Origin of the sequence: Arthrobacter sp. NEB 688, from assembly GCF_013201035.1 — a bacterium.
Lineage (GTDB): Bacteria > Actinomycetota > Actinomycetes > Actinomycetales > Dermatophilaceae > Phycicoccus.
Genome location: NZ_CP053707.1, coordinates 2,101,359 through 2,126,797 on the forward strand (window position 1 = coordinate 2,101,359; position 25,439 = coordinate 2,126,797).

The following is a 25,439-nucleotide window of genomic DNA, read 5'->3' on the forward strand; positions in this document are numbered from 1 at the left end:
GTGGCCGTTCCGAAGCGGAAGATGTCGCGCTCCAACACCCGCTCGCGCCGCGCCAACTGGAAGGCGACGGTCGTCGCGACGACCACCTGCCCGCAGTGCAAGGCGCTCACCCAGCCGCACATGGCGTGCCCGTCGTGCGGCACCTACAAGGGGCGCCACTTCGGCGCCGCCGAGCGCACCGAGCACCAGGGCTGACACCCCTCCCCATGGGGAAGGGGTCGGCTTCGGCCGATGCACTCGCGCCGCTGCGCCCCGTCGCCGAGCTCGTCGGTCACCTCTCGGAGGTGACCGGCGGACCCGTCGACGAGGCGCTGGTCCGGCGTGCCCTCACGCACCGCTCGTACGCGTACGAGATGGGTGGTCTGCCGCACAACGAGCGGCTCGAGTTCCTCGGTGACTCCGTGCTGGGCCTCGTCGTCACGACGACGCTCTACGACACCAACCCGGACGAGTCCGAGGGGCAGCTCGCGAAGCTGCGCGCCGCCGTGGTCAACATGCGGGCCCTGGCCGACGTCGGGCGCACGCTCGGCCTCGGCGACTTCGTGTTCCTCGGCCGCGGCGAGGAGAGCACCGGGGGCCGCGACAAGGACTCGATCCTCGCCGACACCGTCGAGGCGGTCATCGGCGCCGTCTACCAGTCGGCCGGCATCGAGGCCGCGGGCGAGCTCGTCCACAGCCTCGTCGACCCGCTGCTCGCGCAGTCCGCGACCCTCGGGGCGGGCCTGGACTGGAAGACGAGCCTGCAGGAGATCAGCTCGCGCCACGGCCTCGGCTCGCCCGAGTACGTCGTGACCGAGGACGGTCCCGAGCACGCGAAGTCCTTCGAGGCGTCCGTCGTCGTCGGCGGCCGGGTCCTCGGCCGCGGCTCCGGCCGGACCAAGAAGGTCGCCGAGCAGGAGGCCGCCGCCCACGGCTGGACCGCCATCCGCGACGCCCACGAGCCGCCCGAGGGCCGCCCGAGCGGTGCCTGAGCTCCCCGAGGTCGAGGTCGTGCGCCGCGGCCTCGCCACGCACGTCGAGGGCCGGCGGCTCGCGGCCGTCGAGCTGCGCGGCCACCGCGTGGCCCGCCGCCACGTGCCCGGCCCGCAGGACCTCGCCGAGCGCCTCGCCGGTCGCCGCGTCGCCGCCGTGCGCCGCCGCGGCAAGTACCTCTGGTGGGACCTCGAGGGCTCGGTCGGCCTCATCCTCCACCTCGGGATGAGCGGCCAGCTGCTCGTCGAGGACGCCGCCGCGCCGGACGAGAAGCACCTGCACGGCCGGTTCACCTTCGACGACGACGGCCCCGAGCTGCGCTTCGTCGACCAGCGCACCTTCGGCGGGCTCGCCCTCGCCGACCTCGACGACGCCGGGGTCCCGCGCAGCATCGCCCACATCGCCCCGGACCCCCTCGAGCCGGCCTTCGACCGGGCCGCGACGATCCGGCGGATCAAGGCCAAGGACAGCGCGGTCAAGCGCGTCCTGCTCGACCAGACCGTCGTCTCGGGCATCGGCAACATCTACGCCGACGAGTCGCTGTGGCGGGCGCAGGTGCACGGCGAGCGGCCGGCGTCGGCGCTGAGCAAGCCACGGATCGGCGCCCTGCTCGACCACGCCACCGACGTGATGAACGAGGCGCTGGGCCAGGGCGGCACGAGCTTCGACGCGCTCTACGTCAACGTCAACGGCGCCTCGGGCTACTTCGACCGCTCGCTCGCGGCCTACGGCCAGGCCGGCCGCCCGTGCCGGCGCTGCGGGACCCCGATCCGCCGCGAGCAGTTCATGAACCGCAGCTCGTTCTCGTGCCCGCGCTGCCAGCCCCGCCCACGCAGGGTCAGGGCAGCGGGATCGGCTTGAGCCGCACCGGCTTCCCGGTCTTGTGCTCCGAGAGCTGCGCCATCGCCGTGCGGACGGTCGCGCTGTAGAGGTGTGCCCCGCGGATGCTCGGGTGGATGCCGTCCGACTGGAGCATCCCGCTGGTGTCGGCCAGCGCCCGGTCCCAGTCGGCGACGACGACGTTGTCGTGGCCGGCGACGACCTCGCGCAGCTGCTCGTTGTCGGTGCCGGCGCGCGCGTAGCGGCCGTGGACCGTGAGGACGACGACCATCCGGTCGGGCCCGATCTCGCGCAGGGTCCGCTCGATGGACCTCGCGTCGGTGCCGAAGTTCGTGCCGAAGGCGAGGACGACGACGCGGCGCAGGCCGTCGCCGCGCGCCCCGACGAGTTTCGGCGCCTCGCTCCAGCGCCGGTTGGACCGGGCGTCCATGCGGATCTTCGGGAAGTAGTACTCCATCGCCTGCTTGGCGCCGACGAGCATCGAGTCGCCGAAGGCGTCGACCTCCGAGCCCTTCGGCATGCTCCAGTCGACGGCGCTCGGGCGGGTGCCGGCGGCGCGCGCGGAGGCCGTGCTCCGGGTGGCCGAGGGGGTGGGGGTGCTCGTGGCCGCGGCCTCACGGGCCAGGGCGGCCTCGTTGGCCTCGATGAGCTGCTCGGTCGCGGTGCGGTCGGGCGCGGTGACCATGACGGCGGCGGTCGCGACGGCGGCGACGAGGAGGACGGCCCAGACCGTGCGGGCCCGACGGGTGCCGGCCCGGCGCATCCGGCCGGCCAGCACCCGGAACGCGCCGCGGAAGCCGTGGCGGCGGACGGGGGTCTCGACGAAGCGGTACGAGAGGTCGGCCGCGGCCACCGTCACGAGGACCGCCCAGCCGCGGGTCAGGACGTAGTCGAGGCCGCCCGGGGTCACCGGGATGTCCTGGCCGACGACGAGGACGACCGGCCAGTGCCACAGGTAGATGCCGTAGCTGCGCGAGCCGACCCAGCGGGCGGCCGGGAGGTCGAGCAGGGCGCGCAGCCGGCCCGGCCGCTCGACGACGACGAGGACGACGCCCGCGGTGGCGAGCGAGGCCAGGAGGATGCCGCCGCGGAAGGTCAGCGCCGACTGCTCGTCGGCGAGGACGAGCAGGGCGCCGAGCACGATGAGCGAGAGGGCGCCGACCGTGCGGCGATGGCGCTCCCAGAGGGCGCTCGCCGTGCCGGCGCGCCCCGGGGCCGCCAGGGCCAGGGCGAGGGCCGCCCCGACCATGAGGCCGGTGGCGTGGGTGTCGGTGCCGTAGTAGACGCGCGTCGGGGCGGTGGGGTCCAGGCGCAGGGCCATGAGCAGCGAGGACGCGAGCGCCAGGCCGAGGGCCGTCGCCGCGCGGGCCTCGGGGCGGCGGACCGCCCGCAGGAGGGCGAGCAGGGCCAGCGGCCACAGGAGGTAGAACTGCTCCTCGACGGCGAGCGACCAGAGGTTGGCCAGCAGCGTCGGGGAGGTCGCCGCGAAGTAGTCGGTGCCGGCCGCGACCTCGAGCCAGTTCGAGGTGAAGGTCAGCGCCCCGAGCACCTGGCGGCCGACGCCGACGAGCAGGTCGCCCTCCGCGACGCGAGCGAGCAGCACCGCCGACGGCACGAGGACGAGCAGGGCAGGCAGGAGGCGGCGGGCGCGACGGGCCCAGAAGCCGCGCAGGTCGACCCGGCCGGTGCCCTCGCGCTCGCGCAGCAGGAGCGTCGTGATGAGGAACCCGGAGAGCACGAAGAAGACGTCGACGCCGAGGAAGCCGCCCGGCAGCCACGAGGGGTCGAGGTGGAAGACGACGACCGCGACGACGGCGAGGGCGCGCAGGCCGTCGAGCCCGGGGAGGCGGCCCCCCGGCCTCGGGGCGTCGTCGACCGGTCGGGGAGCGGTGGTCACGCCACCGGCCCCGTCGGGCGCCGCGGGCGCGACCGGGTCCATGACCGGAACGGTAGTGACGCAGGGGGTTCTCGTGACGGAGGCGCGCTGTGGGGCGGCTGTGACGCCGCAGGGCCGCGGTTCCTAGGATCGGCGCATGGACGAGGGCGCGCGGGGCGGCACCGAGCGGGCGACCGTCTTCGTCCGGGGCCGGGTGCAGGGGGTCGGCTTCCGGTGGTGGACGCGGGCCCGGGCGCTCGAGCTGGGCCTGGCCGGCTGGGCGCGCAACACCGCCGACGGGCGGGTCGAGGTCGTCGCCGAGGGGGCGCGCGCGGACGTCGAGGCGCTGCTCCGGCTGCTGCGCGAGGAGCCGTCGGGCGCCGGCCGGCCGGGGCAGGTGACGCTCGTGTCCGCCCCGCTGTGGGCGGCGGCCAAGGGGGAGACCGGCTTCCGCGAGCGCTGAGCCGGGCGCGGTGCGGCGTTCGCGCTCCGGACGCCGCGCGCCGCCGTCGCCGGGGGTTCCTACGATGGGTGGCGTGAGCGACATCCCCCCGGACCTCGCGCGGCTGCGCTCGAGCATCGACAACATCGACGCCGCGCTCGTGCACCTGCTCGCCGAGCGGTTCAAGTGCACCCAGGCCGTGGGCGAGCTCAAGGCCGCCGCGGGCCTGCCCGCCGCCGACCCGGGGCGCGAGGAGCGCCAGGTCACGCGCCTGCGGGCGCTCGCCGACGAGTCGGGCCTGGACCCGCAGTTCGCCGAGGCGTTCCTCAACTTCATCATCGCCGAGGTCATCCACCACCACGAGCACATCGCGGGCGCCGGCTCCTGAGCGTCCCGCCGCCCTGCCGCGCCTCACGAGTATCGGGTGACCCGATATCGCTGCGCCTCACCCGGGAACCGTTGTCGGGTGAAGGGCGGTCGTATCGGGTGACCCGATACGCCTGGGGCCCGTGGGGTGCGCGCCGGGATGGCCACCACGTCCCAGCAGGCACGACAGCCCCACTGGCACCACCGACCACAGGCACCTCCGGCGGGATGCCGCGTCCCGCGGCCGCGGCGCGACCCCGGTAGCATCGCCCGCGACCCGGCCGCGGCCGGGGCCGCCCGACCCCTGCGAGAGACGACCCGCCGATGTACCTCAAGACGCTGACCCTCAAGGGGTTCAAGTCCTTCGCCTCGGCGACGACGATGCGCCTCGAGCCCGGCATCACCTGCGTCGTCGGGCCGAACGGCTCGGGCAAGTCCAACGTCGTCGACGCGCTCGCCTGGGTGATGGGCGAGCAGGGGGCCAAGAGCCTGCGCGGCGGCAAGATGGAGGACGTCATCTTCGCCGGCACCGCCGGCCGCGCGCCCCTCGGGCGCGCCGAGGTCAGCCTGACGATCGACAACACCGACGGCGCCCTGCCCATCGCCTACACCGAGGTGACGATCACCCGGACGATGTTCCGTGGCGGCGGCTCCGAGTACGCGATCAACGGCACCGGCTGCCGCCTGCTCGACGTCCAGGAGCTGCTCTCCGACTCCGGCCTCGGCCGCGAGATGCACGTCATCGTCGGCCAGGGCCAGCTCGACACCGTCCTGCGCGCGACCCCCGAGGAGCGGCGCGGGTTCATCGAGGAGGCCGCCGGCGTCCTCAAGCACCGCCGCCGCAAGGAGCGCGCGCTGCGCAAGCTGGACCAGATGGAGGGCAACCTCACCCGCGTCCAGGACCTCACCGGCGAGATCCGCCGCCAGCTCGGACCGCTCGGGCGCCAGGCCGAGGCCGCGCGCCGCGCCGCGGTCGTCCAGGCCGACGTGCGCGACTCCCGCCTGCGCCTGCTCGCCGACGACCTCGTCCAGCTGACCGGCATCGTCGAGCAGGAGGTCGCCGACGAGACCGCCCTCCTCGAGCGGCGCACCGCCGTCGAGGACGCCCTCGCGACCGTCCGCGGCCGGCTCACCGAGGTCGAGCGGCAGGCCGCCGACGCCGCCCCCGAGCTCGGCCGCGCCCAGGAGCGCGTCGTGCGCCTGCAGAGCCTGCGCGACCGCCTCGAGTCCACCGGGTCGGTCGCCGCCGAGCGGGTGCGCCTGCTCTCGCAGGACGAGGTGCACGAGACCACCTCCGGCCGCGACCCCGAGGAGCTGCGCGCGCAGGCCGCCCGCGCCCGCGAGGCCGAGGAGCTGCTCCAGGCCGAGATCGCCGAGACCACGCAGGCCCTGCAGGACGCCGTCGCCGCCCGCGAGGACGCCGAGAAGGCGTTCGCCGCCGAGCAGCAGCGCCTCGCGCGCCTGGCCCGCGCCGCGGCCGACCGCCGCGAGGGCCTGGCCAAGCTCGCCGGCCAGGTCGGCGCCCGGCGCAGCCGCATCGAGGCGGGGGAGGCCGAGATCGGCCGGCTCCAGGCCCTCGTCACCGAGGCCCGCCAGCGCGCCACCGACGCCGAGCGCGAGTTCGCCTCCCTCGAGGGCGGCATCGCCCACGAGGAGGAGGGCGAGGAGGGGCTCGACACGACGTACGAGGCCGCGGCCGAGCGGCTCGCCGCCGCCGAGGCCGAGGTCGAGCGCCTCCAGCAGGAGGAGCGCGAGGCCGAGCGCGACCGCACCACCGCGCAGGCCCGCCTCGAGGCGCTCGAGCTGAGCCTGCGCCGCAAGGACGGCGCGGCCACCCTGCTCGAGGCCGCCGACGACGCGCACGCCGTCATCGGGGCCGTCGCCGCCCTCGTCCAGGTCTCCAAGGGGCACGAGGCCGCGGTCGCCGCGGCGCTCGGCTGGGCCTCCGAGGCGCTCGCCGTCGGGTCGGCGGACGCCGCCGCGGCGGCGCTCGCCTCCCTGCGCGACACCGACGGCGGCCGGGCCGCCCTGCTCGTCGGCGAGACCGCCGCCCCCGAGGACCCGTCGGGGTGGCCGGCGCTCGACGCGGACGCCGTCTGGGCGCGCGACGTCGTCACCGCCCCCGGCACCGTCCTGCCCGCCGTGCACCAGGTGCTCGAGCGGGTCGCCCTCGTGCCGACGGCCGCGCACGCGGTCGCCCTCGTGGCCCGTCACCCCGGCGTCACCGCCGTCACCGCCGACGGTGACGTCTTCGGCCCGGGCTGGGCCCGCGGGGGCAGCAGCGCCGGCGAGAGCCTCCTCGAGGTGCAGGCGGCGCTCGACGAGACCCGCGGGACCCTCGCCGAGGCCACCGCCCGCGGCGAGCGGGTCCGGTTCGCGCTCACCGCCGCCCGCGAGAAGGCCGCCGCCGCCGAGACCGAGGTCGACGCGGCGCTCGAGGCGCTCCACGAGTCCGACGCCCGGATGGCCGCCGTCGCCGAGCGCCTCGGGGGCCTCGGCGCCGCGATGCGCACCGCCGGCGCCGAGGCCGAGCGCGCCGAGAAGGCCATCGCCAACGCGCAGGAGCGGCTGGAGGGCGATCGCGCCGAGCTCGACGCCCTCGCCCAGCGGCTCGCGGAGGCCGAGTCCGAGCCCGCCGCCGACGACACCGACCCCTCGACCGACGAGCGCGACCGGCTCGAGCTCGACGCCAGCCGGGCGCGCACGGCCGAGACCGAGGTCCGCCTCACCCTGCGCACGAAGGAGGAGCGGGCCCGCTCGCTCGCGGGCCGCGCCGACTCCCTCGAGGGCGCCGCCCGCAACGAGATCGCCGCCCGCGAGCGGCTGCGCGAGCGCCGCGAGAAGCGCCGCCGCGAGGCCGAGGTCGCCGCCGCCGTCCACGAGGCCGCCGGGTGGGCGGTCGAGCAGGTCGCCGCCGCCCTGACCCGCGCCGCCACCCTGCGCGACGCCGCCGAGGCCGAGCGGGTCGAGCGCGACCGCACCGTCGCCGGGCTGCGCGAGCGGCTCGGCACCGTCCAGGACGAGCTGCGCGACCTCACCGACGCCGCGCACCGCGACGAGATGGCCCGCGCCCGGCAGCTGGCGCGCATCGAGCAGCTCCAGGCGAGGGCGGTCGAGGAGCTCGGCGTCGACCCCGACGTGCTCGTGGAGGAGTTCGGGCCGCACCAGCCCGTGCCCCACGTCGCCGCGCCGGGGGAGGACCCCGACGCGCTGCCCGAGCCGCAGCCCTACGTCCGCGAGGAGCAGGAGAAGCGCCTGCGCAAGGCCGAGCGGGCGCTGTCGGCCCTCGGCCGGGTCAACCCCCTCGCGCTGGAGGAGTTCGCGGCGCTCGAGGAGCGGCACACCTTCCTCACGACGCAGCTCGAGGACCTCAAGCGCTCCAAGCGTGACCTGCTCGACATCGTCAAGGAGGTCGACGAGCGCGTCGAGCAGGTCTTCACCGAGGCGTTCTACGACACGCAGGCGCAGTTCGAGCGGGTCTTCCAGCGCCTCTTCCCCGGGGGCGAGGGGCGCCTGGTCCTCACCGACCCCGACCACATGCTGACGACCGGCATCGAGGTCGAGGCCCGTCCGCCGGGCAAGAAGGTCAAGCGGCTCTCGCTGCTCTCCGGTGGCGAGCGCTCGCTCGTCGCGGTGGCGCTGCTCGTCGCGATCTTCAAGGCGCGGCCGAGCCCGTTCTACATCATGGACGAGGTCGAGGCGGCGCTCGACGACACCAACCTCGGCCGGCTCATCACGCTCTTCGAGGAGCTGCGCGACTCCAGCCAGCTCATCGTCATCACGCACCAGAAGCGGACGATGGAGGTCGCCGACGCGCTGTACGGCGTCTCGATGCGCGGCGACGGCGTGACGACGGTCGTCAGCCAGCGCATCCGCGACGTCGCCGCCTCCGCCTGACGACAGAAGGGCCGGGCACCCCCGGCGCCCGGCCCCTCCGTGCCGGGGTCACCCCCGGCGGTACGTCACTTCTGCGCCACGCAGCAGCCCAGGCACGGTCCGCACTTGATGTACGCGTTGGCCGGCAGCGTGGTGGACAGGAGCGTTCCCCCCGCGATGAGCGAGACGGCGACGATACGAGCAACCTTCTTCATGGTGTTCCTCTCGGTCGAAGTGACCGGGACGCTACTCGGTCACCGGGATCCGCGCGCGCTGGACGGATCCCGCCGGCTCGCCCAGGCCTCGAGCAGGGCGCGCTCGTCGGCGTCGTCGAGGCCCGTGCGCCGGGGCTGGTCGGCCGGGCGGGTCTCCTCCCACGCGAGGGTGTCGCGCAGCGTCTCGACGAGCGGGCGGTGCGTGAGCCCGAGCGCCCGGGCGGCCTCGCCGGTGCGCGCGGCGAACCCGCCGTACTCCGCGACGGGGAGCCAGAGCGGGAGCGAGCGCGGGCCCATCCACGGGCCGACCCCCTGCTCGGCGAGCCAGGCCGGGTCGGCCGGGACGGCCTGCGCGTCGCTGCCGGCCGCCTCGCGGGACGCGGCGAGCAGCCGGCCGATGGTCGTCGTCGGCCCGACGGCGTCGACCACCCCGGTCGTGCCGGTCTCGGCGCAGCGCACCATCCACGCCGCGAGGTCGCGGGCGTCGAGGACCTGGGTCGGGTCACCGAGGGCGTCGGGGGCGAGGACGCGGCCCGGGGCCGCGGGGTGGGCGAACCGCCAGGGCCACCAGCCGGTGCGGCCCGAGGTGTCGCCCGGCCCGCCGATGAGGCCGGCGCGGGCGACGAGCGTGCGCCCGGCCCCGAGGCCCTCGAGCACGGCCTGCTCGCAGGCGACCTTGGCGCCGCCGTAGGCGTCGGGGTCCTCGCCACCGACGTCGCGCGGGGCGAGCAGCGGGGTGGACTCGTCCGCGCCGGGGACCGAGTGGTCGGCGTAGACGTTGCCGGTCGACACGAGCCCCCAGTGGCCGGCCCGGCCGGCGAGCGCGGCCACGGCGCGGCGCACCTGGCCGGGGTCGCGCGCGACGTCGACGACGGCGTCCCAGTCGTCGCTCTCGACCCCGCCGAGCCCGGCGGACGGGTCGTCGCGGTCGGCGCGGACGAGCGTGACGCCGGGCGCCACCGCGCCCGAGCGGCCGCGGGCCACGCACGTGACGTCGTGGCCGCGCTCGAGGCCGGCGTGGGCCAGCGCGCGGCCGAGGAAGGCGGTGCCGCCGAGGACGAGGAGTCGCATCCGGCCAGCCGACCACGACGGTCGGCCCGGCGGGAAGGGCTGTTCGCGCAGAGCGGAGCGGGTCAGCGGGGGAGGGAGCCAGCGGAGCCGAGGGGCCAGAAGCGCAGGACGACGGGGCCGACCACCCGTTCGACGGGCACGAACCGCGCGCACTCGCCGCCCCCGGACGTCGAGCCTCGGCAGCCGAGCACCGAGTCGGCCGACTCCGAGCGGTGGTCGCCGAGCACGAGGAGGTTCTCCTCCGGAACCGTGACGAGCGGGAAGCACCGGGTCGAGCGCGGGGTGGTCGTGCAGTCGAGGCTGCCGCGCACGAACGGCAGGTCCTCGTGGACGTACGGCTCGTCGAGGGCCTGGTCGTCGACCGTCACGCGGCCGTCGACCGAGCAGCAGGCCACGCGGTCGCCGGGCATGCCGATGACCCGCTTGACCGTGTAGGAGGTGTTGCCCGGGCCGACCCCGACGACGTCGCCGACGGCGCGCGCCGCCGCGACGAGGGGGTTGGACGCCGGGGGCAGCCGCCGGTCCTGCCACGTCGTGCCGTGCCCGAAGACGACGACGTCGCCGCGCTGCACCGAGTGGTCGAGCCGGTCGACGAGGATGCGGTCGCCGATCCGCAGCGTGTTCTCCATCGACTGCGACGGCACCCCGAACGGCTTGACGAGGAAGGCCTGGACGAGGGCGATCGCCACGACGGCGACGAGCACCTCGGTGAACCACGGGAGCCGCCGACGGCGGCGGACTGCGGTCGGCTCGGCCGACGCGACACCGGGCTCGGACACGGGCGCCACCCTAGTTGCGGGCCGCCGCAGGTGTCGATTTGGCCACGTGCGCACCGGGTCCCGACAATGGAGGCATGCTCGCGGTCGTCGTCACCCTCCTCCTCCTCACCGCCCTCGCCCTCGCCGTCCTCGGGATGGTGGCCGTCCCCGCGCGCCGGGCCGGACGCGAGGTGCTGTCGGAGCGGGGGAGCGCCGCGGTCGCCGGCCTGCGCGAGCGCACGGAGCGCGGCGGGCCGGCCGAGCCGGCGCAGCCCGAGCGCGAGACCGTCGCCGCCTGAGCGGGCGTCACCGCCCGGCTCCGGGTGTCCGTGGGGTGTGGTCGAATGAGACGAACCCCGAGAGCGAAGGAGCCGCCCCGATGAGGTCCGGCATCGACACGTCTGCCGTCGACCAGACGGTCCGCCCGCAGGACGACCTGTTCGCGTTCACCAACGGCAGCTGGCTGGCGCGCACGACCATCCCCGAGGACCGTGGGCGCTACGGCACCTTCGACGCCCTGCGCGAGGCGGCCGAGGAGCACGTCCGCACCATCATCGACGAGACGGCGGCCGGCTCGCCGGCCCCCGGCTCGGTGGCGGCCAAGGTCGGCGACCTCTACTCGAGCTTCATGGACGAGGAGCGGGTCGAGGCCCTCGGGGCCGCTCCCGTGCTGGGCGACCTCGAGCGGGTCGCGGCGGTCCGGGACGCCTCCGGGCTGATGGGCCTGCTCGGCGAGCTCGCCCGCGACGGTGTCTTCGGCCCCGTCGTGCCGTTCGTCAACACCGACGACCGCGACCCCGACCGCTACGTCGTCTACCTCGAGCAGGCCGGCCTGGGCCTGCCCGACGAGTCGTACTACCGCGAGCCGCAGCACGCCGCGGTCCTCGAGGCGTACACCCCGCACGTCGCCCGGATGCTCGAGCTCGCCGGGTACCTCGGGGCGCAGGGCGCCGCGGAGCGCGTCGTCGCGCTCGAGACCCGCCTGGCCGCCTCCCACTGGGACAAGGTGACCAACCGCGACCCGGTCAAGACCTACACGCTCGTCGACCGCGCGGGCCTCGACGCCCTGGCCCCGGGCATCGACTGGGACGCCTTCCTCGCCGGGATGCAGGCGCCCGCGCGCACCTTCGCGGCGGTCGTCGTGCGCCAGCCCGGCTACCTCACCGCGCTCGGCGAGGCCCTGCAGGAGGAGCCCGTCGAGGCCTGGCGCGACTGGCTGGCCTGGCACGTCGTCCACGCCCACGCGCCCTACCTGTCCTCGGCGTTCGTCGAGGAGAACTTCGACTTCTACGGCCGCACGCTCTCGGGCGTCCCGCGGCTGCGCGACCGCTGGAAGCGCGCCGTCTCGCTCGTCGAGGACGCCCTCGGTGAGGCGGTCGGCCAGCTGTACGTCGAGCGCCACTTCCCGCCGCACGCGAAGGCGCGGATGCTCGAGCTCGTCGACAACGTCGTCGAGGCCTTCCGGCAGAGCCTGTCCGCCGTCCCGTGGATGGGGCCGGCCACCCGGGCCGAGGCCCTGGCCAAGCTGGAGGCCTTCACCCCGAAGATCGGCTACCCCGACCGCTGGCGCGACTACACCGCGCTCGAGGTGCAGGCCGGTGACCTGCTCGGCAACGTCAAGCGGGCCAGCGCCTTCGAGGCCGACCGCAACCTCGCCAAGCTCGGCGCGCCGGTCGACCGCACCGAGTGGTTCATGACCCCGCAGACGGTCAACGCCTACTACAACCCCGGGATGAACGAGATCGTCTTCCCCGCGGCCATCCTCCAGCCGCCGTTCTTCGACGTCGAGGCCGACGACGCGGTCAACTACGGCGGCATCGGCGCGGTCATCGGGCACGAGATCGGCCACGGCTTCGACGACTCCGGCTCGCAGTTCGACGGCCGCGGCGAGCTGCGCGACTGGTGGACCGCCGAGGACCGCGAGCGCTTCCAGGCCCTCGCCGACGCGCTGATCGGGCAGTTCTCCGTCCTCGAGACGCGCGACGCCCCCGGCACGCCGGTCAACGGCGCCCTGACCGTCGGCGAGAACATCGGCGACCTCGGCGGGCTGACCATCGGTCACGCGGCCTACCGGATCTCCCTCGGCGACCAGGACGCGCCCGAGCTCGACGGGTTCACCGGCGACCAGCGCTTCTTCCTCGGCTGGGCCCAGGTCTGGCGCGGGATGGCCCGCGCCGCCGAGGCCGAGCGGCTCCTCGCCGTCGACCCGCACAGCCCGATGGACCTGCGCGCCAACGCGGCGCGCAACCTCACCGCCTTCCACGAGGCGTTCGGGACTCAGCCCGGCGACGGGATGTACCTCCCGGAGGCCGAGCGGGTCAGCATCTTCTGACGGGCGGGGGCCGACCGGCCCGGCCGCCCGGTTTGGGCTGGGCCGGTCGCCTTGACAGGATGGCCGGGTGACTGACTCGATCCTCGCCTACGTCGGCATCGCCGTCGCCGTCCTCGTCGTCGTCGGGGGCGTGGTCCTCGGGCTCGTCCGCGGGCGCGGTGGGGCCGAGCGCGACCTCGAGGCGCCCGAGCGCGCCGACGCGCCGGGCACGCCCGGCCCGGCCGACGCCGACCTGGCCCCGGACGGGTCGATCGGCACGATCGAGCACCCCGGCGAGGTCGTCGAGGAGGAGCCCCCGGCCGCCCCGGCACCGGCCCCCGCCCCGACGGTCCCCGCCGTCGAGACCCCCGAGGCCCCGGCCGGCCGCCTGCACCGCCTGCGCGCCCGCCTGGCCCGCTCCAACACGGCGATCGGGCGCGGCCTGCTCGCGCTGCTCGCCGGCGGCAAGCTCGACGAGGCCGCGTGGGAGGAGGTCGAGGACACCCTCCTCGCCGCCGACCTCGGGGTCGCCGCGACGACCGAGCTCGTCGACGCCCTGCGCACCCGCGTCGCGGTCGAGGGCGCCGGCGACGAGGCGGCCGTGCGCCGCCTCCTGCGCGAGGAGCTGCTGCGCCTCGTCGACCCGTCGATGGACCGCTCCCTCGCCGACGAGCGCGTCGACGACCGCCCGGCCTGCATCCTCGTCGTCGGGGTCAACGGCACCGGCAAGACGACGACCGTCGGCAAGCTGGCCCGCGTCCTCGTTGCCCAGGACAAGGACGTCGTCCTCGGCGCCGCCGACACCTTCCGCGCCGCCGCCGCCGACCAGCTCGAGACGTGGGGCTCGCGCGTCGGCGTCCCGACGGTGCGCTCGGACCGTGACGGCGCCGACCCGGCGTCGGTCGCCTTCGACGCGGTCAGGGCCGCCGCCGAGCTCGACGCCGACGTCGTGCTCGTCGACACCGCGGGCCGCCTCCAGAACAAGACCGGCCTCATGGACGAGCTCGGCAAGGTCAAGCGCGTCATCGAGAAGCAGAGCCCGGTCGACGAGGTGCTCCTCGTCCTCGACGCGACGACCGGTCAGAACGGCATGAAGCAGGCCGAGGTCTTCGCGCAGGTCGTCGGCATCACCGGCATCGTCCTCACGAAGCTCGACGGCACCGCCAAGGGCGGCATCGTCGTCGCGGTCCAGCGTGCGCTCGGCGTGCCGGTCAAGCTCGTCGGGCTCGGCGAGGGCCCGGACGACCTCGCGCCGTTCGACGCCGAGGCGTTCGTCGACGCGATCATCGACTGACCCGCCGGCTCGGTCAGACCGAGCAGGCCGGGGTGCCGCCGGGCAGGCGGTGCCGGTTGCGCGCCACCCAGAAGTAGACGACGCGCGCGACCTGCCGGACGCCCGGCACGAGGACGAGCGCCCCGAGCGGACGCACCCAGGGCCGTGACGCGAGCAGCGCCCGGGCGACCGCGTCCTGCGCCGACGACACGCGGCCGTCGGCGGCGACCCACTGGACGGCCTCGGTGCACGCCTGCTCGTCGACCCCGAGCGGCGCGAGGTCGACCTGCTGCCACGGCTCGACCGCGTAGTCGGCGGGGGAGCGGCGCAGGCGCAGCAGGACCCGCACCGACGAGCTGCAGAACGCGCAGTCGCCGTCGAAGAGCAGGACCGGGAGGCGGGTCGTCACGGGCGCGGGCACCCCTCCATCGTCGCACCGGGTCTCACGATGCGGGACCGGGCGGGCCCCGAAACGCGTTCCTTACACGGACGCCGATCCCGCAACACCGGCGTAACAGGAGGCGGCGGGCGGCGAAACCCGGGCCCGTGACAGTACTGGTCCATGAGCACGACACTCCTCCCGCTGGCAGACGCTGCGGAGACCGTCGACTACGCGTCGACGGGGTTCCTCATCCTCTGCGCCTCCCTCGTCCTCCTCATGACCACCCCGGGCCTCGCGCTGTTCTACGGCGGCCTGACCCGGTCCAAGTCGGTCCTCAACATGATGATGATGTCCTTCGGCGCGATGGGCGTCGTCGGGCTCGTCTACGTCCTCTGGGGCTACTCGATGTCCTTCGGCTCCCAGAACGTCGGCGGCATCATCGCCAACCCGTTCGAGAAGTTCGGCCTCGCGAACACGGAGGGGATCGTCAACCCCTTCGGCTACGAGGGCTACGGCAACGTCCCCGAGCTGGCCTTCGTCGGCTTCCAGCTGACCTTCGCCGTCATCACCGTGGCGCTCATCAGCGGCGCCGTGGCCGACCGCGTCAAGTTCTCGACGTGGATGGTCTTCTCGGGCCTGTGGGTGACCTTCGCCTACTTCCCGATCGCCCACATGGTGTGGGGCGGCGGCCTGCTGTCCGGCGCCGAGACGAGCCTCTCGTCGCTCGTCTTCGGCTCGACCGACGGGGTGGCGAACTTCGCCCCGATCGACTTCGCCGGTGGCACGGTCGTCCACATCAACGCCGGCATGGCGGGTCTCGTCCTCGCCCTCGTCGTCGGCGTCCGGGTCGGCTTCGGCAAGGTGCCGATGCGCCCGCACAACGTCCCGCTCGTCATGATCGGCGCCGGCCTGCTGTGGTTCGGCTGGTTCGGGTTCAACGCGGGCTCCGAGCTCGCCCCCGACGGCACCGCGGCCCTGGTCTGGGTCAACACGACCGTCGCCACCTGCGCCGCGATGATGGGCTGGCTGTTCCTGGAGAAGCTGCGTGACGGTCACGCCACCTCCGTCGGTGCCGCCTCCGGTGTCGTCGCCGGCCTCGTCGCGATCACCCCCGCCTGTGGCGCCCTCTCGCCCCTCGGCTCGATCGTCCTCGGCCTCGTCGCCGGTGCCCTCTCGGCCTACGCTGTCGGCCTCAAGTACCGCTTCGGCTTCGACGACTCGCTCGACGTCGTCGGCGTCCACCTCGTCGCCGGCCTCTGGGGCACCATCGGCGCCGGCCTGCTGTCCACGAGCACCGGGCTCTTCTACGGTGGTGGCGTGCAGCAGACCGTCGTCCAGGTCCTCGTCGCGCTCGCCTCGCTCCTCATCTCGGGTGTCGTCACCCTCGTCATCGCCCTGGCCCTCAAGGCGACGATGGGCTGGCGCATCCCGGAGGACGTCGAGGTCGCCGGCATCGACCAGGCCGAGCACGCCGAGTCCGCCTACGAGCTCGCGACCCGCGGCGGCCGCCTCGGCGGGGGCACCACCCCCGCCCCCAGCGCCACCCGCAGCACCGAGCGCCTCGACCTCGAAGGAGCCAAGTGATGAAGCTCGTCACCGCCATCATCAAGCCGCACCAGCTCGACGAGGTGAAGGAGGCCCTCGAGGCCTTCGGCATCCAGGGCATGACCATCAGCGAAGCCCAGGGCTACGGGCGCCAGCGCGGGCACAGCGAGGTCTACCGCGGTGCGGAGTACACCGTGGACTTCGTCCCGAAGACCCGCCTCGAGGTCCTCGTCGACGACATGGACGCCAGCTCGGTCGTCGACGTCGTCCTCAAGGCCGCGCAGACCGGTCGCATCGGTGACGGGAAGGTCTGGGTGACGCCCGTCGAGGAGGTCGCCCGGGTCCGCACCGGGGAGCGCGGGGTCGAGGCGATCTGAGCGATGGCCACCCCCTCGAGCGACATCGGCTCCCGGAGGCTCGACCTGGCCGGCACCCGCGACTTCCACGTCGCCGGTGCCGGCCGGGCGCGCCGGGAGGCCCTGTCCACCTTCAACCGCGCGTGGCTCGCCGAGGTCTGGCGCTCCGCGACCGGCGGGGTGCGCCTCGAGGGGGTGGCCCTGGCCGCCGTCGGGAGCCTCGGGCGCGGTGACGCCGGCCCGCTGTCCGACTACGACCTCGTCCTCCTGCACTCCGAGCGCTCCCTGCCCGCCAAGGAGCTGACCGCCCTCGCCGACCGGGTCTGGTACCCGATCTGGGACGCCGGGGTGCGCCTGGACCACAGCGTCCGCACGGTCACCCAGTGCCGCCAGGTGGCGGCTGCCGACCTCACCGCGGCCGTCGGGATGCTCGACCTCGCCGCGGTCGCGGGGGACACCGAGCTCGTGACCGCCGCGCGCTCGACCGTCGCGCACGACTGGCGCGGCAACGCCCGCAAGCGGCTGCCCCAGCTCGTCGAGGCGCTCGGCTCGCGGCACGCACGCCAGGGCGACCTCGCGCAGTCGATCGAGCCCGAGCTCAAGGAGGCCCACGGCGGGCTGCGCGACATGACCGTCCTCGCCGCGCTCGCCGAGGCCTGGCTCGCCGACCGCCCGCACGGCGGGGTCGACCGCGCCCACGAGCTGCTCCTCGACGTCCGCGACGCCGTCCACGTCGTCACCGGCCGCGGGCGCGACCGCCTCGGGCGCGAGGACCACGACGCCGTCGCGGCCCTGCTCGGCTTCCCCGACGCCGACGACCTGCTGACGGCCGTCTCCGGCGCCGGGCGCCTCATCGCCTACGCCCTCGACGGCACCGTGCGCCGGGCCGGCCAGTCGCAGCGCGCCCGGGCGCTGCGCGTCGGGCCGCGCCGCCCCCAGATGACCCCGCTCGGCCACGGCTTCTTCTCGAGCGACGGCGAGGTCGTCCTCGGCTCCTCGCGCCTGGCCGAGACCGACGACGCGATGGCCCTGCGTGCCGGGGTCGTCGCGGCGCGCGCCGGCCTGCCGGTCGCCCGCGCCACCCTCGAGAACCTCGCCGCGCACGTGCCACCGCTGCCCGAGCCCTGGCCGCAGGCCGCGCGCGACCTGCTCGGCGACCTCCTCGCCGCCGGGCCGGGGCTGGTCACCGTCTGGGAGGGCCTGGACCAGGCCGGCGTCGTCGAGCAGTGGCTGCCGGAGTGGGCGGCCGTCCGCTCGCGGCCGCAGCGCAGCGCCGTCCACCGGCACACCGTCGACCGGCACCTCGTCGAGACCGTCGTGCGGGCCGCCGGGCTGGTGCGGCGCACCTCGCGCCCGGACCTGCTCCTCGTCGGTGCGCTGCTGCACGACATCGGCAAGGTCCGTGGCGCGCACGACCACTCGGTGACCGGCGCCGAGACCACGCGGACCGTCGCGACCCGGTGGGGCTTCCCGCCGCACGACGTCGAGGTCCTCGTGACCCTCGTGCGCGAGCACCTGACCCTCATCGAGCTCGCGACCCGTCGCGACCACCAGGACCCCGCGACCGTCGATGCCGCCGTCGAGGCCGTCGGGGGCGACCGCGAGGTGCTCGAGCTGCTCCTCGCGGTCTCGGAGGCCGACGCCTCGGCCGCCGGCCCGCTCGCGTGGACCGACTGGCGCTCGACGCTGCTCGACCAGCTGGCCAACGCCGTGCGGGCGCGCCTCGACGCGCCCCAGCCCGCGCCGGCCGCCGCCGGCCAGGAGGCCCCGCCGAGCTCCGGCGCGCTCGACCCCGAGGTCGTCGCGGCGGTGCGCGCCGGCGAGCCGCGGGTGACCGTCGTCTCCGGCGGCGGGTCGCACCGCCTCGACATCGTCGACCTCGACCGGGTCGGGCTCTTCGCCGACACCGCGGGGCTGCTCGCGGCCGAGGGGCACACCGTGCGCACGGCCATCCTGCGCACGGTCGACGGCGTGGCCATCGACGAGTGGCACGTCGAGTCGCCCTCGGGCGCCGTGCCCGACCCCGAGCGCATCGTCCGCGGCCTGGCCCGCCTCGGCCGCGGCGACCGGGCGCCCCTGCAGACGCTCGACCGGCGGCGCGCCCACCTGCCGCGGCCCTCGCGCGAGTCGGGCATCGGCTCCCCCGGCCAGGCGCGGGCGCTCGTCGTCCCCGGCGCCAGCACCGAGGCGACCGTGCTCGAGGTGCGCGCCCAGGACCGCCCGGGCCTGCTCCACGAGCTCGGGGCGGCGCTCGCGGGCGCCGGGATGTCGGTCCGCTCGGCGCACATCGCGACCTACGCCGGGCAGACCCTCGACACCTTCTACCTCACCGGCGCCGACGGCCTGCCGCTGCCGCCGGCCCGGGTGGCCCAGGCGGTCAGCCTGGTCATCGACACGTGCGACGGGGTCGGTCCCGCCTGACCCGAGTCACACCCGGCACGCGCGTATCGGGTGACCCGATACCGGTGCGCTTCCCCCGAGAACCGTTGTCGGGTGGAGCGCGGTCGTCTCGGGTGACCCGATACGCGTGAGGTCTCGGGGGAGCGGGTCTCGGTCCGGCGGGGCGCCCGTCAGTCGTTAGGCTGTGCCGGTGTTCACGAGCCTGTCCGACCGCCTGACCGAGACCTTCCGCAACCTGCGGACGAAGGGCCGCCTCAGCGAGTCCGACGTCAACAGGACGGTGCGCGACATCCGCCTCGCGCTCCTCGACGCCGACGTCGCCCTGCCGGTCGTCAAGGCCTTCACGGGGACCGTGCGCGAGCGGGCCCTCGGGGCCGAGGTCAGCGAGGCGCTCAACCCGGCGCAGCAGATCGTCAAGATCGTCAACGAGGAGCTCGTCGGGATCCTCGGCGGCGAGACGCGCAGCATCCGCTTCGCCAAGCAGCCGCCGACCGTCATCATGCTCGCCGGCCTCCAGGGCTCGGGCAAGACGACCCTCGCCGGCAAGCTCGCGGCCTGGCTCAAGGAGCAGGGGCACACCCCGCTGCTCGTCGCGGCCGACCTCCAGCGCCCGAACGCGGTCACCCAGCTCGAGGTCGTCGGCCAGCGCGCCGGCGTGCCCGTCTACGCGCCCGAGCGCGGCAACACCGCCGGCCACGACGTCGTCGGCGGCGACGTCGAGGGCACCCGTTCGCACGGCGACCCGGTCCGCGTCTCGCGCGACGGCATCGCGCAGGCCCGGGCCCGCCAGCACGACGTCGTCATCGTCGACACCGCCGGCCGGCTCGCCGTCGACACCGACCTCATGCAGCAGGCGGCCGACATCCGCGCGGCCATCCAGCCCGACGAGGTCCTCTTCGTCATCGACGCGATGATCGGCCAGGCCGCCGTCGAGACCGCCGAGGCCTTCCTCGAGGGCGTCGACTTCACCGGTGTCGTCCTGTCCAAGCTCGACGGCGACGCCCGCGGTGGCGCGGCCCTGTCGGTCGCGTCCGTTACCGGCCGGCCGATCATGTTCGCCTCGACCGGTGAGAACACCAAGGACTTCGAGGTCTTCCACCCCGACCGGATGGCCTCGCGCATCCTCGACATGGGTGACGTCCTCACCCTCATCGAGCAGGCCGAGAAGGCGTTCGACCGCACCCAGGCCGCCGAGATGGAGCGCAAGTTCCTCGCGGCCGAGGACTTCACGTTCGACGACTTCCTCCAGCAGATGGCCGCCATCAAGAAGATGGGCTCGCTCAAGTCGATCCTCGGGATGATGCCGGGCATGGGCCAGATGAAGGCCCAGCTCGACGCCTTCGACGAGCGCGAGTTCGACCGCGTCGAGGCGATGGTCCGCTCGATGACCCCGTTCGAGCGCAACCACCCCAAGCAGATCAACGGCTCGCGACGCGCCCGCATCGCCAAGGGCTCGGGCGTCTCGACCTCCGAGGTCAACCAGCTGCTCGAGCGCTTCGGCGAGGCGCAGAAGATGATGAAGCAGCTCGCGAAGGGCGGCGGCATCCCCGGCATGCCCGGGATGGGCTCCGGCCCGGGCAAGCGCGGCCGCCAGCAGGCGCCGCAGCGCAAGAAGTCCAAGTCCGGCAACCCCGCCAAGCGGGCGGCCGAGGAGCGGGCGGCGGCGACCAAGGCCGCCCAGGCCCCGGCGACGGGCGCGAGCTTCGGCGCCGGCGGCGGCGACCTCGACCCCGCGTCGTTCGACCCGGCCAACCTGCCGAAGGGCTTCGACAAGTTCCTCGGCAAGTGACCCACCCGGCCGGGGGACTGAACACCCTCGCCGTCGGCACCGACGGCCCGCGGGTCGCGTTCCTCCACGGCCTGTTCGGTCAGGGCCGCAACTGGACCCAGATCGCGAAGGCGCTCGCCGGCCCGGACGGCACCGCCGCCCGCTGCCTGCTCGTCGACCTGCCCGACCACGGTCGCTCGCCGTGGAGCGAGGAGTTCTCCTACGAGGGGTACGCCGCGGCCGTCGCGGCCACGCTGGAGCAGGCGGCGCCGGGGGAGCGCTGGGTGGTCGTCGGCCACAGCCTCGGCGGCAAGGTCTCGATGGTCCTCGCGCTGACCCACCCCGAGCTGCTCGCGAGCCTCGTCGTCGTCGACATCGCCCCCAAGGGCTACGGCGACCTCGACCGCTTCCGGGGCTACATCGACGAGATGCACGCCCTGCCGCTGGACGCGCTGACCAGCCGCGCCGACGCCGAGGCGCGCTTCCGCGAGCCGGACCCGGGCGTCAAGGCCTTCCTCCTGCAGAACCTGCGCCGGCACGGCAGCGACTGGTCGTGGCAGGCCAACCTCGACCTCGTGCGCCGGGACGCCGACCGGGGGAGCGGCTCGCTCATCGCCGACTTCCCCGACCTCGGGGACGCGTCGTGGGACGGGCCGGTCGTCTGGCTGGCCGGCTCCGAGTCGGGGTACGTGCGGCCCGAGGACGTCCCCGCGATGCGCGCGCGCTTCCCGCGGGTGCGCCTGGTGACGGTCAAGGGCGCGGCCCACTGGGTGCACACCGACGCGCCCGAGGTCGTCGTCGAGACGCTGCGCCGCGTCGTCCGCTCCGTCACGACCTGAGCGCGCGCGGCTAAGGTCGGCCCATGGCAACGGTGCTGCACCTCACGGGACCCGTCCTCGTCGGCCGCGAGGAGGAGCGGGCGCAGGCCTGGGTCGTCGGCGGCCGCCTCACCTTCGAGCGGCCCACGGGCGACCACGACGTGACGACGCTCGCCGGGTGGGTGCTGCCGGGGCTCGTCGACGCCCACTGCCACGTCGGGCTCGTCGCCACCGGGGCCACGGACGCCGCGACCGCCGAGGCGCAGGCCACGACCGACCGCGACGCCGGCACGCTGCTCATCCGCGACGCCGGGTCGCCGAGCGACACCCGGTGGGTCGACGAGCGCGCCGACCTGCCGCGGATCATCCGGGCGGGCCGGCACATCGCCCGCACCCGCCGCTACATCCGCAACTTCGCGTGGGAGGTGGAGCCTGACCAGCTCGTCGAGCGCGTCCGGCTCGAGGCGCGGGCCGGCGACGGCTGGGTCAAGCTCGTCGGCGACTGGATCGACCGCGGGGCCGGTGACCTGACGCCGTGCTGGCCGGCCGACGTGCTGGCCGCGGCGGTGGCCGCGGCCCACGAGGAGGGTGCGCGCGTCACGGCCCACTGCTTCGGGGAGCAGAGCCTGCACGACCTCGCCGCGGCCGGCACCGACTGCGTCGAGCACGCGACCGGCCTCGTGCCCGAGAGCATCGAGGCGTTCGCGCGGCAGGGCGTCGCGATCGTGCCGACGCTCGTCAACATCGACACCTTCCCGCAGATCGCCGAGCCGGCGCGCGAGAAGTTCCCCGACTACCACCGGCACATGCTCGACCTGCACGCCCGCCGCTACGAGACCGTCGCGGCGGCGCACGACGCCGGGGTGCCGGTCTACGTCGGCACCGACGCGGGCGGGTCGCTGCCGCACGGCCTCGCCGGCCAGGAGGTGGAGCGGCTGACGCGCTGCGGCTTCTCGGCGCTGGAGGCCGTGGACGCCGCGACGTGGTCGGCACGCGCCTGGCTCGGGCGGCCGGGGCTCGAGGAGGGCGCCCAGGCCGACCTCGTCGTCTACGCGCAGGACCCGCGGGCCGACGTCGGGGTGCTGGGGCACCCCGTGGCCGTCGTGCTCCGCGGGTCCGTCGTCGCCTGAGGCCTCAGCCGCGCGGGGCGGCCTCGGGGTCGGACGCGTCCTCGAGGTCGGCGAGGTCGCGGTCGAGCTCGCGGCCCAGCCGGGCCTCCTCGGCCCGCTCGGCGCGGTGCGCCCGCAGCGACCAGGCGACGGCCGCGGCCCACACGAGGTAGAGCACGGCGTAGACCGCCCAGCGGGTGCCCTCGGCGGCGTCGACCCAGTCGCTCTTGAGGATGGTGCGGGTGTTGGTGAGGATGATGACGCCACCGACGGCCGAGCCGAGGACCCGCGGCGGCACGTGCCGGACCAGCCACGCCGCGATGGGCGCCGCGACCAGGCCACCGGCGAGCAGGGCGAGCACCCAGGTGAAGTCGATGTCCTCCGACCCGAGCGCGAGCAGGAAGCCCAGGCTCGCGGCGACGGAGACGAGGAACTCGCTGGTGTCGATCGAGCCGATGACCTTGCGGGGCTCGAGGCGGCCGCTCGCGAGGATGGCCGGCGTGCCGACCGGGCCCCAGCCGCCGCCGCCGGTCGAGTCGACGAAGCCGGCGACGAGCCCGAGCGGGGCGAGGAAGCGCGAGCGCAGCGGGTGGCCGACGCGGTCCTTGCGCAGGCCCTTGACGGTGAAGCGCACGAGGACGTAGACGCCGAGCGTCAGGAGGATGAGCGACATGACCGGCGCGGCGACCGAGGTGTCGAGGCTGGAGAGGAAGGTCGCGCCGGCGAAGGCGCCGACGGCGCCCGGGATGCCGATCTTGAGGACCACCGCCCAGTCGACGTTGCCGAACTTCCAGTGCGAGGCACCGGAGGCGAGCGTCGTGCCGATCTCGGCGAGGTGGACGGTCGCGGACGCGGCCGCGGGGTTGGTACCGATGGCGAGCAGCAGCGTGGTCGAGGTGACCCCGTACGCCATGCCGAGAGACCCGTCGACGAGCTGGGCGCCCAGACCGACGAGTGCGAGGAGAACGAGACGCCGCACGGCGACCCCCTGCGAATAGATGAAACCTAGCGGACAACTAGGAAATATAGGGATACCGCGGGACGCGCCGCAAGGTTTTCCCGAAACCCGGACACGGGCCCTGCGGTGGAAGGATGGCGGCGTGGACATCTCCGCCCGCGCCGACTACGCCGTCCGTGCCCTCCTCGTCCTGGCCGAGGACCCGACGGCGGACCGCGCCCACCCCGCCGACGAGCTCGCCCGGCGCGCCGGCGTCCCGGCCAAGTTCCTCGAGGCGATCCTCGGCGACCTGCGCCGGGCCGGCTTCGTCTCCAGCCGGCGCGGGAGCGGTGGGGGCTACCTCCTCGCGCGCCCACCGGCGGAGGTGACGATGGGGGAGGTGCTGCGGGCCGTCGACGGCCCGCTCGCCGAGGTACGCGGACAGCGTCCCCACGAGACGCACTACACCGGCTCCGCCGAGCACCTCGCCACGGTCTGGGTCGCGGCCCGGGCAGCGCTGCGGCGCGTCCTCGACGAGACGACCCTCGAGCAGGTGCTCGAGGGCCGGCTGCCCGACCACGTCCGGGCGATGGCCGAGCTGCCGGACGCCTGGGAGAGCCGCTGACCGCGGCCGATTCGGTCGGGGGCGCGCCCTCTGGCAGACTGGACCGCTGTACCCGTCCGGGCCCGCCCCTCTCGTGTGGCCCTGGACCGGACGCCTACACATCGGGCGTCGGCTCCCCGCACGAAGACCGTGCGGTCTCGCCGCGTCCACGAACCGAAAGTGGGACCACCACCGTGGCCGTCAAGATTCGTCTCAAGCGGATGGGCAAGATCCGTACCGCCATCTACCGTGTCGTCGTCATGGACTCGCGCACCAAGCGCGACGGCCGGGCGATCGAGGAGATCGGCAAGTACGACCCCAACCAGGAGCCGTCGCTCATCGAGATCGACATGGAGCGCGCGGACTACTGGGTCGCCCAGGGCGCCCAGCCGACCGAGGCCGTCGCCGCGCTCCTCGGGCACTACAAGAACGGCACCCTCAAGGTCGCCGAGCCGAAGACGCCCAAGAAGGACCTCTACGAGGCGGCCCTCGCCGCCGCGGGCAAGGCCGACGCCGACGGCAGCGCCGCCACCACCCCGCGCAAGAAGGCCGCCAAGAAGGCCGAGGAGGCGCCCGTCGCCGCCGACACCGACGGCAGCGCCGCCGCGGCGGAGTCCACGGACGCCGACGCCGACGCCGCCAAGGCCTGACCGTGCTCGAGGAGGCTCTCGAGCACCTCGTGACCGGCATCGTCGACCACAAGGACGAGGTGCAGGTCCGTCGTCGTGACCTGCGTCGTGGCGAGGTCCTCGAGGTGCGCGTGCACCCCGACGACCTCGGTCGCGTCATCGGTCGCTCCGGCCGCACCGCCAGCGCGCTGCGCACCGTGCTCGGGGCGCTCGCCGGCGGCAAGCCGGTCCGCATCGACATCGTCGACACCGACCGGGTCCGCTGACCCGCGTCACCCGTGACGGCGGGGCGCCCCACACCGGGGCGCCCCGCCGTCCGTCGTTCCCCCCGTCCCCCGAGAGGATGTCCTCGTGAGCGAGTCCACCGTCATCGCCCGGATCGGCCGGCCGCACGGCCTGCGCGGCGAGGTCACCGTCCGCCTGCACACCGACGAGCCCGAGCTGCGGCTGGCCGTCGGCGCCGTGCTCGACACCGAGGCGGACCCGGGCTCCGGCGTGCCCCGCGTCCTCACCGTGCGCTCGACCCGGGTGCACAACGGCATCTGGCTCGTGGCCTTCGAGGGCGTGCCGGACCGCACCGGCGCCGAGGGCCTGCGCGGTACCCGGCTCGTGCTCGCCGGCGACGCCCCGGAGGTCGCCGACGAGGGCGACGAGGACCTCTTCAGCGAGGCCCAGCTCGTCGGGCTCGCCGTCCACACGCCCGCCGGCGACCGGATCGGCGAGGTGACCGGCCTGGTCATCGGCGCGGCCCAGGACCGGCTCGCGGTGCGGCTCACCGACGGCCGCACGGGCGAGGTGCCGTTCGTCGCGGCCCTCGTGCCCGAGGTCGACGTCGCGGGCGGCCGCGTCGTCGTCGACGCCCCGGGTGGCCTCTTCGACCTCGAGGACTGA

At 75.1% G+C, this 25,439-nt stretch carries 25 protein-coding genes; 19 read left to right on the forward strand and 6 right to left on the reverse strand.

Going from position 1 to position 25,439, the window contains the following annotated elements; translation table 11 throughout:
- The 3 genes from rpmF to mutM are packed head-to-tail and all read left to right on the forward strand — an operon-like array spanning position 1 to position 1,833.
- Entirely contained in the window at positions 1–195 is a 195-nt protein-coding gene (rpmF, locus tag HL663_RS09965; protein ID WP_173028243.1) for a 50S ribosomal protein L32, read from the forward strand.
- An 11-nt stretch (positions 196–206) separates the two neighbouring features.
- A complete protein-coding gene (rnc, locus tag HL663_RS09970; RefSeq protein ID WP_173028244.1) occupies positions 207–971 on the forward strand; it encodes a ribonuclease III in 765 nt (254 codons plus the stop codon).
- Positions 964–1,833, forward strand: coding sequence for a bifunctional DNA-formamidopyrimidine glycosylase/DNA-(apurinic or apyrimidinic site) lyase (gene mutM / locus HL663_RS09975; protein ID WP_173028245.1), 870 nt, complete (start codon positions 964–966; stop codon positions 1,831–1,833). Before rnc ends, mutM begins: the two co-directional genes overlap by 8 nt.
- Here the strand turns inward: mutM and HL663_RS09980 are convergent.
- Positions 1,811–3,751 (reverse strand): acyltransferase family protein, encoded by a 1,941-nt coding sequence (locus HL663_RS09980; RefSeq protein ID WP_173028246.1) that lies wholly within the window; start codon positions 3,749–3,751, stop codon positions 1,811–1,813. The two genes, mutM and HL663_RS09980, sit on opposite strands and share 23 nt — an antisense overlap.
- Positions 3,752–3,845: 94 nt before the next feature.
- On the opposite strand from HL663_RS09980, the gene HL663_RS09985 reads away from it, so the two are divergent.
- The 3 genes from HL663_RS09985 to smc all read left to right on the forward strand — a co-directional run bounded on the left by HL663_RS09985 (position 3,846) and on the right by smc (position 8,393).
- Positions 3,846–4,151: an acylphosphatase gene (locus HL663_RS09985; RefSeq protein ID WP_173028247.1), complete on the forward strand. Its 306-nt coding sequence runs from the start codon at positions 3,846–3,848 to the stop codon at positions 4,149–4,151.
- Between the two features lie 64 nt (positions 4,152–4,215).
- Positions 4,216–4,518: a chorismate mutase gene (locus HL663_RS09990; protein ID WP_173028248.1), complete on the forward strand. Its 303-nt coding sequence runs from the start codon at positions 4,216–4,218 to the stop codon at positions 4,516–4,518.
- 302 nt (positions 4,519–4,820) lie between these two features.
- A complete protein-coding gene (gene smc, locus HL663_RS09995; RefSeq protein ID WP_173028249.1) occupies positions 4,821–8,393 on the forward strand; it encodes a chromosome segregation protein SMC in 3,573 nt (1,190 codons plus the stop codon).
- Positions 8,394–8,458: 65 nt separating this feature from the next.
- Here the strand turns inward: smc and HL663_RS19365 are convergent, their stop codons facing one another.
- From HL663_RS19365 to lepB, 3 genes are all read right to left on the reverse strand, one after another.
- Complete coding sequence (locus HL663_RS19365) at positions 8,459–8,587, reverse strand: hypothetical protein (protein WP_286175533.1); 129 nt, start codon at positions 8,585–8,587, stop codon at positions 8,459–8,461.
- 39 nt (positions 8,588–8,626) lie between these two features.
- Positions 8,627–9,658, reverse strand: a complete 1,032-nt coding sequence (locus HL663_RS10000) for an NAD-dependent epimerase/dehydratase family protein (RefSeq protein ID WP_173028250.1) — start codon at positions 9,656–9,658, stop codon at positions 8,627–8,629.
- 62 nt (positions 9,659–9,720) lie between these two features.
- Positions 9,721–10,437, reverse strand: coding sequence for a signal peptidase I (gene lepB, locus HL663_RS10005; RefSeq protein WP_173028251.1), 717 nt, complete (start codon positions 10,435–10,437; stop codon positions 9,721–9,723).
- 74 nt (positions 10,438–10,511) lie between these two features.
- On the opposite strand from lepB, the gene HL663_RS10010 reads away from it, so the two are divergent.
- The 3 genes from HL663_RS10010 to ftsY all read left to right on the forward strand — a co-directional run bounded on the left by HL663_RS10010 (position 10,512) and on the right by ftsY (position 14,021).
- Positions 10,512–10,715 (forward strand): hypothetical protein, encoded by a 204-nt coding sequence (locus HL663_RS10010; protein ID WP_173028252.1) that lies wholly within the window; start codon positions 10,512–10,514, stop codon positions 10,713–10,715.
- Positions 10,716–10,795: 80 nt separating this feature from the next.
- Positions 10,796–12,748, forward strand: a complete 1,953-nt coding sequence (locus HL663_RS10015; RefSeq protein ID WP_173028253.1) for a M13 family metallopeptidase — start codon at positions 10,796–10,798, stop codon at positions 12,746–12,748.
- Between the two features lie 67 nt (positions 12,749–12,815).
- A complete protein-coding gene (ftsY, locus tag HL663_RS10020) occupies positions 12,816–14,021 on the forward strand; it encodes a signal recognition particle-docking protein FtsY (RefSeq protein WP_173028254.1) in 1,206 nt (401 codons plus the stop codon).
- Between the two features lie 13 nt (positions 14,022–14,034).
- Here ftsY and HL663_RS10025 read toward each other — a convergent pair whose 3' ends face one another.
- Positions 14,035–14,421, reverse strand: coding sequence for a thiol-disulfide oxidoreductase DCC family protein (locus HL663_RS10025; RefSeq protein ID WP_216842539.1), 387 nt, complete (start codon positions 14,419–14,421; stop codon positions 14,035–14,037).
- 141 nt (positions 14,422–14,562) lie between these two features.
- Between HL663_RS10025 and HL663_RS10030 the strand changes: the two genes are divergently transcribed.
- The 6 genes from HL663_RS10030 to HL663_RS10055 all read left to right on the forward strand — a co-directional run bounded on the left by HL663_RS10030 (position 14,563) and on the right by HL663_RS10055 (position 22,399).
- A complete protein-coding gene (locus tag HL663_RS10030) occupies positions 14,563–15,966 on the forward strand; it encodes an ammonium transporter (RefSeq protein ID WP_173028255.1) in 1,404 nt (467 codons plus the stop codon).
- Entirely contained in the window at positions 15,966–16,304 is a 339-nt protein-coding gene (locus tag HL663_RS10035; RefSeq protein ID WP_030527957.1) for a P-II family nitrogen regulator, read from the forward strand. The genes HL663_RS10030 and HL663_RS10035 overlap by 1 nt, the downstream gene beginning before the upstream one ends.
- A 3-nt stretch (positions 16,305–16,307) precedes the next feature.
- On the forward strand, positions 16,308–18,704 hold the full coding sequence (locus tag HL663_RS10040) for a [protein-PII] uridylyltransferase (RefSeq protein ID WP_173028256.1): 2,397 nt from the start codon (positions 16,308–16,310) through the stop codon (positions 18,702–18,704).
- A 169-nt stretch (positions 18,705–18,873) separates the two neighbouring features.
- Positions 18,874–20,472, forward strand: a complete 1,599-nt coding sequence (gene ffh / locus HL663_RS10045) for a signal recognition particle protein (protein WP_173028257.1) — start codon at positions 18,874–18,876, stop codon at positions 20,470–20,472.
- A complete protein-coding gene (locus tag HL663_RS10050; protein ID WP_216842540.1) occupies positions 20,469–21,290 on the forward strand; it encodes an alpha/beta fold hydrolase in 822 nt (273 codons plus the stop codon). Before ffh ends, HL663_RS10050 begins: the two co-directional genes overlap by 4 nt.
- A gap of 23 nt (positions 21,291–21,313) precedes the next feature.
- Complete coding sequence (locus tag HL663_RS10055) at positions 21,314–22,399, forward strand: amidohydrolase family protein (RefSeq protein ID WP_173028258.1); 1,086 nt, start codon at positions 21,314–21,316, stop codon at positions 22,397–22,399.
- A gap of 4 nt (positions 22,400–22,403) precedes the next feature.
- On the opposite strand, the gene HL663_RS10060 is transcribed toward HL663_RS10055, so the two are convergent.
- Complete coding sequence (locus tag HL663_RS10060) at positions 22,404–23,357, reverse strand: sulfite exporter TauE/SafE family protein (protein WP_173028259.1); 954 nt, start codon at positions 23,355–23,357, stop codon at positions 22,404–22,406.
- 121 nt (positions 23,358–23,478) lie between these two features.
- On the opposite strand from HL663_RS10060, the gene HL663_RS10065 reads away from it, so the two are divergent.
- The 4 genes from HL663_RS10065 to rimM all read left to right on the forward strand — a co-directional run bounded on the left by HL663_RS10065 (position 23,479) and on the right by rimM (position 25,439).
- Positions 23,479–23,940 carry an RrF2 family transcriptional regulator gene (locus HL663_RS10065; RefSeq protein ID WP_173028260.1) on the forward strand — a complete coding sequence of 154 codons (462 nt, stop codon included), beginning with the start codon at positions 23,479–23,481 and terminating at the stop codon, positions 23,938–23,940.
- Between the two features lie 173 nt (positions 23,941–24,113).
- The gene (gene rpsP, locus HL663_RS10070) at positions 24,114–24,569 is read left to right on the forward strand and encodes a 30S ribosomal protein S16 (protein WP_173028261.1); all 456 of its coding nucleotides are present in this window, start codon (positions 24,114–24,116) and stop codon (positions 24,567–24,569) included.
- Positions 24,570–24,571: 2 nt separating this feature from the next.
- The gene (locus HL663_RS10075) at positions 24,572–24,814 is read left to right on the forward strand and encodes an RNA-binding protein (protein WP_030527967.1); all 243 of its coding nucleotides are present in this window, start codon (positions 24,572–24,574) and stop codon (positions 24,812–24,814) included.
- 85 nt (positions 24,815–24,899) lie between these two features.
- A complete protein-coding gene (rimM, locus tag HL663_RS10080; RefSeq protein WP_173028262.1) occupies positions 24,900–25,439 on the forward strand; it encodes a ribosome maturation factor RimM in 540 nt (179 codons plus the stop codon).

Bases quoted from the DNA above. Each gene is read 5' to 3' on its own strand.
- HL663_RS19365 (WP_286175533.1), bottom strand. From the start codon at position 8,587: ATGAAGAAGGTTGCTCGTATCGTCGCCGTCTCGCTCATCGCGGGGGGA.
- HL663_RS10055 (WP_173028258.1), top strand. From the start codon at position 21,314: ATGGCAACGGTGCTGCACCTCACGGGACCCGTCCTCGTCGGCCGCGAG.
- HL663_RS10040 (WP_173028256.1), top strand. From the start codon at position 16,308: ATGGCCACCCCCTCGAGCGACATCGGCTCCCGGAGGCTCGACCTGGCC.
- HL663_RS10015 (WP_173028253.1), top strand. From the start codon at position 10,796: ATGAGGTCCGGCATCGACACGTCTGCCGTCGACCAGACGGTCCGCCCG.
- HL663_RS10000 (WP_173028250.1), bottom strand. From the start codon at position 9,658: ATGCGACTCCTCGTCCTCGGCGGCACCGCCTTCCTCGGCCGCGCGCTG.
- HL663_RS10035 (WP_030527957.1), top strand. From the start codon at position 15,966: ATGAAGCTCGTCACCGCCATCATCAAGCCGCACCAGCTCGACGAGGTG.
- HL663_RS09980 (WP_173028246.1), bottom strand. From the start codon at position 3,751: ATGGACCCGGTCGCGCCCGCGGCGCCCGACGGGGCCGGTGGCGTGACC.
- HL663_RS09985 (WP_173028247.1), top strand. From the start codon at position 3,846: ATGGACGAGGGCGCGCGGGGCGGCACCGAGCGGGCGACCGTCTTCGTC.
- smc (WP_173028249.1), top strand. From the start codon at position 4,821: ATGTACCTCAAGACGCTGACCCTCAAGGGGTTCAAGTCCTTCGCCTCG.
- HL663_RS10030 (WP_173028255.1), top strand. From the start codon at position 14,563: ATGAGCACGACACTCCTCCCGCTGGCAGACGCTGCGGAGACCGTCGAC.
- rnc (WP_173028244.1), top strand. From the start codon at position 207: ATGGGGAAGGGGTCGGCTTCGGCCGATGCACTCGCGCCGCTGCGCCCC.
- HL663_RS10010 (WP_173028252.1), top strand. From the start codon at position 10,512: ATGCTCGCGGTCGTCGTCACCCTCCTCCTCCTCACCGCCCTCGCCCTC.
- HL663_RS09990 (WP_173028248.1), top strand. From the start codon at position 4,216: ATGGGTGGCGTGAGCGACATCCCCCCGGACCTCGCGCGGCTGCGCTCG.